The following is a 13,670-nucleotide window of genomic DNA, read 5'->3' on the forward strand; positions in this document are numbered from 1 at the left end:
CATGTTCCAATCAGTTCCAGGTGACCGGCATGCGCCGCTGCGAGGCCCTGCTTAGGGGCTGGGCCGCTGTAGAACCGTCACGAACCTGAACATTGCAGAAAGAAAGTCTCCACCTCATCTGAAGCCAGTCCTGGAGCGGCTATCATTGAAGCGACCTCACAGCTTGCGCTCCGTTTTTGCCGCTGGCACCGGCCAGTTTCGGTCTTGGCCGCATGTTGTAGAGGCCGCACCTACATCAGGAGGTTCACCATGAACGCACGTCTTCCTTCCGTCTTCCTTGCGCTCACTGTGGCTCTGGCAGCTTGCGGCTCGCCGGGCGCCCCCTCCAGCGACAGCGGCGCGAACCTGCGCGGCGGCGCGCCGCTGCTGGGCACGAGTAACCCGGACGCCATTCCCGGGCAATACATTGTGGTCCTGAAAGACAGCGCGCCCAACCTGACCGCCCAGGACAGCGCGGGCCTGATCCGGGCCCTGAACCTGGACCCCCAGGGCGTGACCATCCAGCACATCTACGGCGCGGCCCTGAACGGCTTCGCTGCCAAGCTGAGCGCCCAGAACCTGGAAACGCTGCTGAACAATCCCAACGTGGAGTACATCGAGCAGGACGGCGAGATGTTCATGACCGCCACCCAGACGGGCGCCACCTGGGGCCTGGACCGCATTGACCAGCGCAATCTGCCGCTGAACGGCACGTACGTCTACAACTCCACCGCCAGCGGGGTTCGTGCGTACATTCTGGACACCGGCATCCGCACCTCGCACACCCAGTTTGGCGGGCGCGCGGTGTGGGGGACGAATACCACCGGTGACGGCAACAACACCGATTGCCAGGGGCACGGCACGCATGTGGCCGGTACCGTGGGCAGCGCCACCTATGGCGTAGCCAAGGGCGTGACCCTGATTGCGGTGAAGGTGCTCAATTGCCAGGGCTCCGGCAGCTACTCGGGCATTATTGCGGGGATCAACTGGTCGCTGAACAACAAGGGCAGCGGCCCCGCTGTGGCCAATATGAGCCTGGGCGGTGGCTTCAGCCAGTCGGTGAACAGCGCTGTGAACAATGCGTCGGCCCAGAATCTGGTGATGGTGGTGGCGGCCGGGAATTCCAACGCCAATGCCTGCAACTACAGCCCGGCCAGTGCCGCCAGCGCCATTACGGTGGGCAGCACCACCAGCAGCGACGCCCGCAGCAGCTTCTCGAACTTCGGCAGCTGCGTGGACCTCTTTGCGCCCGGCAGCAGCATCACCTCCACCTGGAACACCAGCAACACGGCCACGAACACCATTTCCGGCACCTCTATGGCCTCGCCGCACGTGGCGGGCGCCGCCGCCCTGCGCATTGCCAGCGGCCTGGGCACCACCGGCGGTGTGACCAATGCCATTCTCAGCAGCGCCACCACCGGCAAAGTGACCAACCCCGGGACTGGCAGCCCCAACCGCCTGCTGTACACCGGCCCCTGAACTCCCTGTAAGCGGGGACTGGGAGGGCAAGGTACGCTCTCCCCTGCTGTCCCTGTGGCTCCTGGCCTGCCCTCCCCCGGGCAGGTTGGGGGCCTTTTGTGTGCGCGCCGGCCAGGAAGAGTCTGTTGGCGGGCCGTAGTGACAATGTGTGTGGAGGCTAGAGCTGGACTTCTGTTCTTTTCCGAACCTTCCAGAGCAGAACTGGACATTTCTCTGATGCCCAGCCATTTGTTTCACTTCCCGGCAGTCGGGCACTCTATGAGAAGTGCTGCAGACAGGGTCAACACGGTGGCTGGCTCAATTCGCCGAGGAAGGGCTCTCTTCCATCTGGAGCTCTGCAGGAGTGCGGCGGCGAGGGCCTGGAAAGCAACGCCGCAGCGGGCTGCAGCGGATCGAGCACTCTTGTCTCAAGGACCGCATCCACAGCCTTGAACACTGGCCGCACCATTGAAGAGATGGGTTCCACTAAGAACGCCCATCACGCGGCGGTGAACCGGGTGGCAAGATCTACGCCAAAATCCACTGAGTGCCTGCTCGCAAGGGGTCGGGTTGGCTTGGTGCAGGGCCAGCATTCTTAAGCTCTGCTCTCCATGCGAGTCAGCTGCAGAGACATGCTCCACTCACTTGCCAAAGGACACTTCAGGGAAACGGTTCATAGCTGCTCGCCCGCAACTCGTCATGTTCCGTTCTCATCCTCTGTCACCTTGGGCCGTACCTCGGCAGGCACTAGAAAAAGCCCCTGTGACACCCCACTTTTCAGGCAGCACTAAACCATGAAGTTCATAAAGTCAACCTCATCTGACCTGAAACTCACTTTCGGCCGTCCCACAATAAAAGACGACAAAATTGATCGTTTTGGTGCATGAAAACTTGACATTTGAACATTTCAAGCGGCGTTTCTGAGCACCGAAGAATGGTCTCTCATGTTTGGACCATCGTGCGCTGACTATCATTCGTGACGTTCCTACAGCTGATCGACCTCAATGCTTCTGTCCAGGCGCACGTTTTCTGCCTCTGGGGCGGACATGGCTGTGCGAGGCCGAGGAATACCCCAGGAGGTTCACCATGAACGCACGTCTTGCTAGCTCTGCCCTTGCGCTCACCCTTCTCCTCGCCGCGTGCGGGACCAGCACGACCACCCCCCAGGCTGCTGAACCGGCAGCCAATGCAGGCGCGCCCGTGCTGGGCACCAGCAACCCCGAGGCTATTCCTGGTCAGTACATCGTGGTCTTCAAGGACGACGCGGCCAGCGACCTCACCGCCCAGGACGCCAACGGTCTGATCCAGAGCCTGAATCTGGATCCCCAGGGCGTGAGTGTTCAGCACGTGTACGGCGCCGCCCTGAACGGCTTTGCCGCCAAGCTGAGCGCGCAGAACCTGCAGGCCCTGCGCCAGGACCCCCGCGTCAAGTACATCGAGCAGGACGGCATGATGCACGCCACCGCCACCCAGAGCGGCGCCACCTGGGGCCTGGACCGCATTGATCAGCGCAGCCTGCCGCTGAACGGCAGCTACGTGTACAACTACACGGGCAGCGGCATCCGCGCTTACATCATTGACACCGGCATCAACACGGCGCACAGCAACTTCGGCGGGCGCGCGGTGTGGGGGACGAACACCACCGGCGACGGCAACAACTCGGACTGCCAGGGGCACGGCACGCACGTGGCCGGCACCGTGGGCAGCGCCACCTGGGGCGTGGCCAAGGGCGTGCAGCTGGTGGCCGTGAAGGTGCTCAACTGCCAGGGCTCCGGCAGCAACTCCGGCGTCATTGCCGGCGTCAACTGGGCTGTTAACAACAAGGGCACCAGCAAGGCGGTCGCCAACATGAGCCTCGGCGGTGGCTACAGCCAGGCTGTCAATGACGCTGTGAACAGCGCCGCCAGCAAGAACCTCGTGATGGTGGTGGCTGCGGGCAACGAAAACCAGAATGCCTGCAACGTTTCGCCCGCCAGCGCCGCCAGCGCCATCACCGTGGGCAGCACCACGAACACGGACGCCCGCAGCAGCTTCTCGAACTATGGCAGCTGCGTGGACCTCTTTGCGCCCGGCAGCAACATCACCTCCACCTGGATCGGCTCCACCAGCGCCACCAACACCATCTCCGGCACCTCCATGGCCTCGCCCCACGTGGCCGGCGCCGCCGTGCTGAAACTGGCGGCCGGCAGCAGCACCACCAGCGGCGTGACCAGCGCGATCATCACCAGCTCGACCACCGGCAAGGTGACGAACGCCGGCACTGGCAGCCCCAACCGCCTGCTGTACACCGGCAACTAAAGCTCGCCCTTCCATGGTCCCCGGCCCCTGTGGCTGGGGGCCATTGTTCTGGGAACAGACACTGGAATCATGTACCCTTGGGCCAACGTGAGAGGGCTGTGCACTGAAGACCAGGGCTGCCGCTGTGTAGCGCCCCGGGGGTGGTCACGCCGGCGGCTGGGGCCCAATGGGCGCGGGCGTGCCGTGGCCAACGCCATTGCCTGCGCGCTGCATGCGTGGTGGTGTGCACACCTGGGCCGGCCCATGCGCGCGGGCGCCGCGCGGCCCTGAGCCGCCCCAAAGAAGAAAGCCCCCACCCCCCAACCCAAAAGGAGAATGCCCATGCCCACCCAGACGGCCCTGGCCGACCTGACGACCCTGCCCGTTCCCGCCGATGTGCTGGCCCTGGACGCCAGCGACCCCCTGGCCCACAAGCGCGACGAGTTTCTGCTGCCAGACGGCGTGATTTACCTGGATGGCAACAGCCTGGGGGCCCTGAGCCGCCGGGTGGTTCAGCGGGTGCGCCACGTCACGGAAGAAGAGTGGGGCCGCGCCCTGATCGGCTCATGGACCTCGGGCGCGCAGGAGGGGCGCGACTGGATGGCCCTGCCTGACCGCGTGGCGGCCAAGATTGCCCGGCTGATCGGCGCACAGCCCGACGAGGTGGCGGTGGGCGACAGCACCAGCGTCAACACCTTTAAGGTGCTGGCGGCAGCCCTGGGCGTGGCGGGCCCCGAGCGGCGTGTGATTCTGACCGACGCTGACAATTTCCCCACCGACCTGTACGTGGCGCAGGGCTTAACGGCATTGCTGGGTGGCGGCTACGAGCTGCGCCGGGTGCCAGCCGACGAGGTGGCCGCCCACCTGCGCCCGGACGTGGCGGCCGTGCTGCTGACCCAGGTGGACTACCGCACCGGGCGTTGCCTGGACCTCGCGGCGATCAGCGCGCAGGCCCGGGCTGCCGGGGTGCTCACCGTCTGGGATCTGGCGCACTCGGCGGGGGCCTTTCCCGTGGATCTGAACGGTGCAGGGGCTGACTTTGCGGTGGGCTGCGGGTACAAGTACCTGAATGGCGGCCCCGGCGCGCCGGCCTTCTTGTTCGCGGCGCAGCGCTGGCATGCGGCGGCGCCGGTGGCCCTGAGCGGCTGGATGGGCCACGCCGACCCCTTTGAAATGGCCCGCGACTACGTGCCCGCGCCCGGCGCCCGCCGTTTCGTGACCGGCACGCCGATGGTGCTGAGCCTCAGTGCCCTGGACGCAGCCCTGGACGCCTTTGCCGACGTGGACTTGCACGCGCTGCGCACCAAGTCCCTGGCCCTGACCGACACGTTCATGGCCCTGCTGGACCCGGTGGCCGAGCGCCTTGCCCTGACTCTGGTGACGCCGCGCGACCCTGCCCAGCGTGGGTCGCAGGTCAGCTACCGCCACCCCCAGGCGCGCGAGGTGATGACCGAGCTGATCGCGGCCGGCCTTGTGGGCGATTTCCGCACCCCGGACATCCTGCGCTTTGGCTTTACCCCGCTGTACCACTCGTTTGCCGACGTGTACCGCGCGGCGCGTGGCGTTCAGGCAATTCTGGAGGCCCGGGCATGAGCCGCCCCGAGCATCATCCCGACGCCCCCGAGCAGGCCTACACCGACTTTACCCGTAGCCTCAGCTACGGCGATTACCTGCAACTGGACACCCTGAAAAGTGCCCACCGCCCCGTGACCGAAGCCCACGACGAACATCTGTTCATCGCCGTGCACCATGTCAGCGAGGTGTGGCTGGAACTGATCATCCGCGAACTGCGCGCGGCGATGGCCCAGCTGGAGGCCGGGATTACCGACGCGCCCCTCAAGGGCCTGACCCGCGTGGTCCGCGCCCAGGAGCAGCTGACCAACGCCTGGGAAGTGCTGAAAACCATGACCCCGGCGGATTACCTGCAGTTTCGCCACGCCTTCGGGCAGGCCTCTGGCTTTCAGAGTGCCGCCTACCGCATGGTGGAATTCCTGCTGGGCAACCGCTTTGAAGCCCTGCTGCGCCCCCATGAGCACCGCCCCGACCTGCACGGGCCGCTGCAAGCTGCCATGCAGGCCCCCAGCGTCTACGACCTGACTTTGCGGCTGGTGGCCGCACGCGGCCTCCCGATTCCGCAGGAAGTCCTGGAGCGTGACCTGAGCCAGCCCCCGGTGCTCAATGAAGCTGTGCTTGATGCGTGGCTGAAGGTCTACCGCGACCCGGAGCGCTACTGGGACCTGTACGAGTTGGCCGAAAAGCTGCTGGACGTGGAAGACAACTTCCGCCGCTGGCGCTTTAACCACATGACCACGGTGGAGCGCACCATCGGCTTCAAGCGTGGCTCTGGGGGGACCAGCGGCGCCGCCTACCTGCGCCGCGCCCTGGAAACCGTGCTGTTCCCCGAGTTGTGGGAGATTCGGACACGGTTGTGATGGGCGGTGACAGCGGCCGGGGTTGGGCGCCTCGGCCGCTGTTGAGTTTCAATGCTCAGCCCACTTTAAGGCGGGCCGTGACGGCGCAGGTCTCGAAGACCTCTGCCGCCTCCCAGGGGTTTCAATCCTCAGCCACCCGAAGGCGGGCTGTGACTGACGCGGCTGGGCCGCGCGGTGACGCTGCGGGTGTTTCAATCCTCGGCCCACCCGAAGGCGGGCCGTGACTCAGGTACTGCACAAACTCCTTCTTCTCCAGGGTGTTTCAATCCTCGGCCCACCCGAAGGCGGGCCGTGACGCCGTTCGGGGTGCCGCTCACGGAATGCACCCAGCGGTTTCAATCCTCGGCCCACCCGAAGGCGGGCCGTGACTACCCGCCAGGGGCTGACGGTACCGGGCCCAGCTGTTTCAATCCTCGGCCCACCCGAAGGCGGGCCGTGACGGCTAGATTTGATGAGTTGACGCCAATATATACGTTTCAATCCTCGGCCCACCCGAAGGCGGGCCGTGACAATACGACCCGAGCAGTGGCACCAAGCTGGCCCACCTGCACATCTGGTTTCAATCCTCGGCCCACCCGAAGGCGGGCCGTGACACGTCCTGGGCGAGGGCGACAGAGCCGAGCAGTAGTTTCAATCCTCGGCCCACCCGAAGGCGGGCCGTGACGCGCCGCTGTCGTCGTGGGTGCCCACGTCGTTCAGTTTCAATCCTCGGCCCACCCGAAGGCGGGCCGTGACGTGGGCATTTGGGCGCGGAAACATTGGTTTGTATTGGTTTCAATCCTCGGCCCACCCGAAGGCGGGCCGTGACTGCCCCGCCTCCGGCGGCTTATCCCCCACCAGACGTTTCAATCCTCGGCCCACCCGAAGGCGGGCCGTGACGCGCGGCTCGCTGACCGGCGTGCGGCTGCTGAGCGTGTTTCAATCCTCGGCCCACCCGAAGGCGGGCCGTGACCCGTGGTGCTCTCGCAGTTTGGGGGTGAGTTTGTGTTTCAATCCTCGGCCCACCCGAAGGCGGGCCGTGACGAGGAGGCCGGTGCGCTCACAACCAACCACGTGTTTCAATCCTCGGCCCACCCGAAGGCGGGCCGTGACGCAGTTTGAGGTCCAGTTCGGGCCGTTGGAGGTGGTTTCAATCCTCGGCCCACCCGAAGGCGGGCCGTGACTGCAGGCGCGGGGGGCGTCGTACCTCGCCCGACTGTTTCAATCCTCGGCCCACCCGAAGGCGGGCCGTGACCAAGGCCCCCGGGCGCACCCGCAACTACGAGGTGTTTCAATCCTCGGCCCACCCGAAGGCGGGCCGTGACGCATGTTATAAGGCCCAACTATGCTTTTAATCTGTTTCAATCCTCGGCCCACCCGAAGGCGGGCCGTGACTCCCGCTGTGGGCGCACCCCCCCCACTTCAACCGGTTTCAATCCTCGGCCCACCCGAAGGCGGGCCGTGACCGAGGCCCTGAAGCAGGCCGCGCAGCTGGGCGAAGTTTCAATCCTCGGCCCACCCGAAGGCGGGCCGTGACCGGAAGGTGCGCCATTGGCTGTGCGCACTCTCGGGTTTCAATCCTCGGCCCACCCGAAGGCGGGCCGTGACAGCACCGGCAAATCTGCCCTTCCGCGCGACCAATGTTTCAATCCTCGGCCCACCCGAAGGCGGGCCGTGACCGCGCAGGGCGGCGCGGCGGTTGTCCAGCTTGTCGTGTTTCAATCCTCGGCCCACCCGAAGGCGGGCCGTGACAGTTATGGTACTCGACCCGCACCAGGACAGCGTCAAATCGTCCCTCTGCGCGAACCCTCTCTTGACCTTCCAGCTCCAGAGACTTGTTGCATTTTCAAGTTGTCATACAACCCGTCCCAGGCGCGAATCAGGAACAACGCGAACCCCCCGGCGTTTCTTGGTCGCGGAGGGTTCGCGCGGGGCAAACCTACAGAATCAGGGGATCGGAGAAATTCACGTACCGGTCTCGCCCGTACGCTTCGACAAATTTGTCGCGCGGCTGGCGCAGGCGGTACAGCCGAATGCTGTCCTCGGTAGGGTCTATCTCGGCCAGCAGGCGCTCGCGGAGGGTTAGGAGTTGCACGTCGGTCACGCTGACCTCAAAGACGCTGTTCTGCACCCGCTGCCCGTGCGAGGTGCAGACTTTCGCCACCCGGCGCAGGCGGCGGCGCCCGGCGGACGTTTCCGTATTCACGTCGTAGCACACCAGAAAATCCAGCATCAGCGGTGCAGGTACGGCGGGTAGTGGGCACGGTCGCCGCGCAGGTGCTGGGCCAGCAGCCGCGCCTGTACGTGTGGCACCAGGCCCAGCGGCGTTTTCCGGGCGGTCAGGGGATGCGTCACCTCCTCCTTGCGCCGTTCAGTCAGGTGGGCCAGGATCAACTTGCGGGCCTCATCTTTAATCGTCACGGTGTTCCCCTCGTGCAGGACGAAGTCGCGCGGCGTGAGCTGCTGGCGGTTGATCAGGGTGATGATCGCCCGGTCCGCCACCACCGCCCGCAGTTCTTCCATCAGGTCCAGCGCGAGGCTGCTGCGCCCAGGCCGCAGGGCGTGCAGGAAGCCCACCTGCGGGTCCAGGCCCACACCCTGCGCGGCACTGGCGCACTCATTGGCCAGCACGGTGTACACAAAGTTGAGGGTCGCGTTGATGGCGTCCCGCGCCGGGCGGCGGGTGCGCTCGGTCAGCCAGAAAAAGTCGCGGTTGGCGCGCAGCATCAGTGGAAAAACTTCCCAGTACAGGCGCGCGGCGGTGCCCTCAATCCCGCGCACCTCGTCCACTGTCTGCGCCAGTGGGAGGCAGCCAATCTGGCCGTTGATGCCCCGGGCGGCCTCGCGCAGCAGTTCCGGGTCGTCGTTTAGCGCCTCACGCGCCGAGCGCAGCAGGGTCGTTTTCTGGTTCTGGAGCTTGCCCGCCGCGATGAACCGGGCCACCGCCAGCGTCCGGCTGGCGTCACAGGCGCAGCCGTGCTGGGCCACGCGCAGCAGCACATTGCCACTGACCGGCGTTTCTGTGCGGGCCATAAATCGGCCGTGTTCGGTCAGCCAGGTGACGGGTTTGTGCTCGCGCGCCAGGCGATGAATGAGAAAGGGCGTCAGCATGACATTCCCGAAAACCACCAGCCCTTCCAGGTGATGCAGTGGCACCATCTGCGGCGGGCGGCCATCCACCTCAATACGGATGTTGTCGGTCTTCAGGCTGAGGTAACTGCCCTGCGTCTGGACATAAAGGGTATTGAGCAGGTGCCTCATGGGGTCCACCTCGTGTTGAAAGGGTCATAGCCCGCCGGAAAGGTGTCACGCGGCGCGAACGGTTCGCACTCATCGTAGACGCTGCAAAAGCGGCAGCGCTCATCGGCGGCGGGCGGGGGCAGCACCTGGGCGCGCAGCAACTCTCGAACGCCGTCGCGCGTGTCCAGTACGGCTTGCCGGAGCTCTGGCGTAAAGGCCACGTCGCGCCGCTTGCGGCTGGCGGCGTGATAGATAGCCCCTTCGGGAATCACCGCGCCAAACATTTCCTCTAGGCATAGGGCCTGCGCGCACAGCTGCACCTCGTCGGCCAGGCGGGGCCGCGCCTTGCCCGACTTGTATTCCACAGGGCGCAGCGACCCATCCGGGCGCAGTTCCACGACATCGGCCACCCCGGCCAGGCCGTGCCTGAGTGAGTACAGCGGCAACGCCCGCAGGGTCCGGACCTCGCCACGCTGCTCGGTTCCACCGGCGTGTACCCGCTCGTGGGTCTGGTTGCCGCGCGCCACAAAAGTGTTTTCTCCGAAAGTTTGTTCCAGCAGGTTGATACCTGCCTGCCGGGGGCAGAAGGCGTAGTGTTGCAACGCGGACAGGTTCACAGGCTCCTCCATCGTCAGTCTCCCATTGGAAAAGGGCTGGTCGCCACACGGCGGCCCAGCCCCCAGAACAGTTCGCCTTATACGGGGCCCCTGTGATTCCGAAGCCTATTGGGAAGAGCGCAACTATGCTTTTCCATCGCCGTAGCCCCGCATCTTCTCGCGTTCGCTCTGCGATGCAGCTCTACGAGTCCGCTCGCCCCTCGCCTTCGGCTCACCTGAGTTCCGTATTAGCCCTCAACGAGTCGGGTCAGGGTCACGCCGTTCGGCAGCGCGGCGTCGTCTACGTTGACGTCGTAATCCGCGAACTCGCGCGGGGCCAGTTCGGCGTTCTTGCGCCCCACCCTAACGCGCCCCAGCAACTTGTGCGCGGGGGCGTTGCCCAGCTTGCTGTCGTGGCTGAAGACGTACAGCCCCCGGCAGGCCGTCAGGCCCCGGCTGGCGCTGCGGTCCAGGTCCCACATGTTCTCCAGCGCCTGCCACAGCACCTGAAGGTCCTCGGCGTTGAAGCCAGTCCCCGTTCCAGAATCATTCTGGGCAAAGCTGGGCACGTAGAAACCGTGGGCCAGATACAGGCCGTAGGGGACGAAGGCTTTGCGGCCCATCGTGCCGCTGCGGACGGTTTCATCCTCCGCGGCCTGTTTCTTGTCCGGGTTGGTCAGGGCGACGCGCGTGATAGCGAAGTCCAGACCCAAGATGGGGTCCTGGCTGCGGGCGAAGGTGAACTGTACGGGGCCACGGACCTGCCCTGCGTTGACCTCGGTGCTCATGACGGCCCCGAAGGTGCGAATGTCGTAGAAGTTCTGGCACATCCACTGCCGGGCCTCGCTGATGTCTTTCTGCGTGGCCTTTTTGGGGTCTTTGCCCAGGGCGCTGTATGCCCGGCCATGCTGGTTGTTCAGAATCGCGCCCTGCTGCACGTAGATCTTGAAGCGTTCTTCGGTACCGCGCAGGGCGTCCACGTAGTTGCGTACCTTGCGCTTCAAGGCCACGTCGGTGACCAGGCCGTAGCCGGTTTCGGGGTCAATGCGCGGCAGGTTCCCGGCGTCGGGGTCGCCGTTGGGGTTGCCGTTGGTCACGTCGAACAGCAGGACGAACTCGTGGCGAACATCGGGATTCAGGTGCAGGTTACTCATGGCTGGTGTCTCCTTCATCGGTGGCGTTGGGGGGAGTGGTCTGCTGGCTGGCTTTTTTGGCCTGCGCCTCCGCCATGCGCTCACGCATCTGCGCGGCCAGGGCAGCTTTCTGGTGGTAGTAGCCCAGGCTAAACAGGGCCTGTTCCTTGGTCGTCAGTGGCCGCTGCGGCACCTCTGAAGGCTTCAAGCGGGCCATCACGCGGCCCAGCAGGTCCTGTTTCTCGTCGTGGCGGAACTTGTTGTCCTTGCGCAGCTTTTGCAGGTGCGCCTGCGAACCCTGAATCAGGCGTCCCATCACCGCGTAGGGCGTGGTGCTCATGGAGCCGTAGAAGCGGTCCACCAGTGTGGTGTTCGCCTTCATCACAGCGTGCTGAATATCATCCAGCACAGCCAGCAGGCGGCCCAGGTGGTAGGTCGGATTGGGAAAGTCTTCGTCTAGGTAGTCCAGGTGGGCGTCATTCATAGCGAACTCCTGTGGGCGCGACAGCAGCACCATGCGGGTCAGGGCGGCGCGCGGGCGGGTCACGCGCTTCTCGGCGCGGTTACGGCCGGCCAGTCGGCTGAGGAAGGTGTGGGGCAGCGCCTCGCCGGCCAGGGCAAAGCGAATCAGGGCGTCGGTATCGGCCTCGGTCCTGTCCTTTTTGGGGTCGCGGTACATAGCGCCAATCAGCTCGTACAGGCCGTACAGCTTGCCGTGGTGTTCCTCGGTCATCGGGGCGATGCTCTGCCGCGCAAAGTACGTGGCCAGGCGCTGCGTGGTGGCCTCCACCGTGCTGCGGAGGTGGGTGCGCACGGCGATGCGGCTGCCGCTGGGGGTCATGCCCAGGCTGTAGAACGCCGCCGCATTGCTGACCTTCACCCCTGGCGGATGAAAGATGCTGCTCAGCGCATCCCGAAATTCGGCAGGGTCGGTCTGAACAGGCTGAGTGGGCTTGCGGGCAACGTCACTCAGGCGGCGGCGTTTGACGGCGCCTTCCACGGCTTCCGGGTCTTTAATGACTGGTCCTACGGGCGGAACATCGCCTTCCGAGGTCCAGAAGCCATAAGTGACCCCTCCCACGCTGAGGCTGGTGTTGCGGTCGGCCAGCAAGGTGTTCAGGGCGGTGGCGTACTTGCGGGCCTCTTCAAACGCCACCGGCGCGATGTTGGAGCCGCGCAGGCCATAAGACTCAAACGCCGCCGAATTGGCACTGATAAAGTTCATCCCCGCCATCTGACCGCCGAAAATGCCCTTGATTTTGACCGGCTCAATGCTCATCGTCGGCCCCACCTCGCCGCTGATGAGGCTCTGCGCGACGAAGGTGTCTCCTCCCTCAGGCGTGCAGACCTGCGCCCAGTAGCGTTGAACCTCTGGCAGGTCAATCAGAACCTGTCCGCCTACCACGAAGGCAAACTGGTCGGCGCTGCTGTAGTCCTCGTGCCCGGACAGGTGGTCAGCGTGAAACGCCTGCGGGTCAAGGGCGCTGAGCCACTGGGCCACCGCGCCCACAGCAGGGTTGCCCGTCTCTGCGGCACAGGCCTGAGTGAGCTTCAGAAAGGCCTCGCGCTGCCGCACCAGGCGTTCCGGGTTGCCATCGCCCAGGCCAAAGACGAATTCGGCCTTGTCCGCCAGCAGTTTGGGCTTGATGTCCACGCCGCGCACCACGTTCGGCGCAATAAAGGTCTTGCCCGGGTCGCGCCCCTTGAGCACGCCGCTGCTCGTGCGGTTCAGGCTGCGAAAGGTGCCTTCTGGAGCGATGTCCACCAGCCACTTGATGACCTGAGCGGTGTACATGAACGGCTGCGCCTTCCCCTCCCGCTCCAAGCGGTCGGCGTATTTCACGAGTTCATTCAGAATCACGCAGACTCACCTCCCGGGGTGTACAGCTCTGGCGGCACGCGCAGGATGCCGCCGTCCGTCAGCCGCGCCTCAAAAAACCTTGGGGTGGCGTTGCCCTGCACCCAGCGTGGCCCCCCCTGGCCGTGGGCGCGGTATTTCACGCGGCCCTTTTTGACCTCCTGAAAGGACAGGTCAAACAGCATCGGCCCCAGCGACAGCTCGCCGCGCGCCTCGGCGTAATCCCCGCCCAGTTGCCGCACCAGATTGGCGGGCCGGTCCTCTGGCTCAGCTGGGCTGAAAAAGGCGGTAAATTCGCGTGTGCCCAGATACGGCTGATGAAAGGCCTGACCCTTGTCTACCCGGCGCTGAAACATCTCGGTGTACTTGGTCAGCGGGTCGGTGGCGTGAGGTTGCAAGACGATATCGGCGCAGATGACGTAGGCCACGTCGCGCAGCACCAGCGCGTGCCGCTGGGAACGGTCATCTTCGGCATCAAAGCCCCCGCCTTTCTTCGCCCAGTCCTGGGCCGCCTTCGCGCTCGCAGGGTTTTTGACCTCGTTGCGCAGAATGCTGTGCCGCTTGACCTCCTTAAGGACGTGAATCTCTCGCACCTGCCCTCAGTAGCCGACAACTTCGCATAATTGCCGTCCCAGACAACACATCTCCCTCCAGCATGTCAAGGGACTCGACGGGAACGCGAAAAGGCGGTGTTTTGAAGGTGTGCAGCCACCAAAAC

At 65.0% G+C, this 13,670-nt stretch carries 10 protein-coding genes and 1 CRISPR repeat array; of the genes, 4 read left to right on the forward strand and 6 right to left on the reverse strand.

The genetic code is table 11. The features are described from left to right. Nucleotides 1–249 precede the first annotated feature (249 nt). From KMW22_RS15795 to kynA, 4 genes are all read left to right on the forward strand, one after another. Nucleotides 250–1,458 carry a S8 family peptidase gene (locus KMW22_RS15795; protein ID WP_221090988.1) on the forward strand — a complete coding sequence of 403 codons (1,209 nt, stop codon included), beginning with the start codon at nucleotides 250–252 and terminating at the stop codon, nucleotides 1,456–1,458. Between the two features lie 1,065 nt (nucleotides 1,459–2,523). Further along, entirely contained in the window at nucleotides 2,524–3,735 is a 1,212-nt protein-coding gene (locus tag KMW22_RS15800; protein ID WP_221090989.1) for a S8 family peptidase, read from the forward strand. A gap of 321 nt (nucleotides 3,736–4,056) precedes the next feature. Continuing rightward, nucleotides 4,057–5,307 (forward strand): kynureninase, encoded by a 1,251-nt coding sequence (gene kynU, locus KMW22_RS15805; RefSeq protein WP_221090990.1) that lies wholly within the window; start codon nucleotides 4,057–4,059, stop codon nucleotides 5,305–5,307. Then, a complete protein-coding gene (gene kynA, locus KMW22_RS15810) occupies nucleotides 5,304–6,146 on the forward strand; it encodes a tryptophan 2,3-dioxygenase (RefSeq protein WP_221090991.1) in 843 nt (280 codons plus the stop codon). Before kynU ends, kynA begins: the two co-directional genes overlap by 4 nt. A 188-nt stretch (nucleotides 6,147–6,334) precedes the next feature. Continuing rightward, nucleotides 6,335–7,877: a CRISPR direct-repeat array (repeat unit 37 nt; unit sequence GTTTCAATCCTCGGCCCACCCGAAGGCGGGCCGTGAC). Between the two features lie 187 nt (nucleotides 7,878–8,064). Here kynA and cas2 read toward each other — a convergent pair. The 6 genes from cas2 to KMW22_RS15840 all read right to left on the reverse strand — a co-directional run bounded on the left by cas2 (nucleotide 8,065) and on the right by KMW22_RS15840 (nucleotide 13,545). After that, entirely contained in the window at nucleotides 8,065–8,358 is a 294-nt protein-coding gene (gene cas2, locus KMW22_RS15815) for a CRISPR-associated endonuclease Cas2 (protein ID WP_328774724.1), read from the reverse strand. Further along, entirely contained in the window at nucleotides 8,358–9,386 is a 1,029-nt protein-coding gene (gene cas1c, locus KMW22_RS15820; RefSeq protein ID WP_221090992.1) for a type I-C CRISPR-associated endonuclease Cas1c, read from the reverse strand. Before cas1c ends, cas2 begins: the two co-directional genes overlap by 1 nt. Continuing rightward, nucleotides 9,383–9,982: a CRISPR-associated protein Cas4 gene (cas4, locus tag KMW22_RS15825; protein ID WP_328774725.1), complete on the reverse strand. Its 600-nt coding sequence runs from the start codon at nucleotides 9,980–9,982 to the stop codon at nucleotides 9,383–9,385. The genes cas1c and cas4 overlap by 4 nt, the downstream gene beginning before the upstream one ends. Before the next feature lie 227 nt (nucleotides 9,983–10,209). Then, a complete protein-coding gene (cas7c, locus tag KMW22_RS15830) occupies nucleotides 10,210–11,115 on the reverse strand; it encodes a type I-C CRISPR-associated protein Cas7/Csd2 (protein WP_221090994.1) in 906 nt (301 codons plus the stop codon). Further along, complete coding sequence (gene cas8c, locus KMW22_RS15835) at nucleotides 11,108–12,955, reverse strand: type I-C CRISPR-associated protein Cas8c/Csd1 (RefSeq protein WP_221090995.1); 1,848 nt, start codon at nucleotides 12,953–12,955, stop codon at nucleotides 11,108–11,110. The genes cas7c and cas8c overlap by 8 nt, the downstream gene beginning before the upstream one ends. After that, nucleotides 12,952–13,545 carry a type I-E CRISPR-associated protein Cas5/CasD gene (locus tag KMW22_RS15840; protein ID WP_221090996.1) on the reverse strand — a complete coding sequence of 198 codons (594 nt, stop codon included), beginning with the start codon at nucleotides 13,543–13,545 and terminating at the stop codon, nucleotides 12,952–12,954. Before KMW22_RS15840 ends, cas8c begins: the two co-directional genes overlap by 4 nt. Nucleotides 13,546–13,670 lie beyond the last annotated feature (125 nt).

The sequence above is a fragment of the Deinococcus aquaedulcis genome, assembly GCF_019693445.1.
GTDB classification, from domain to species: Bacteria; Deinococcota; Deinococci; order Deinococcales; family Deinococcaceae; genus Deinococcus; species Deinococcus aquaedulcis.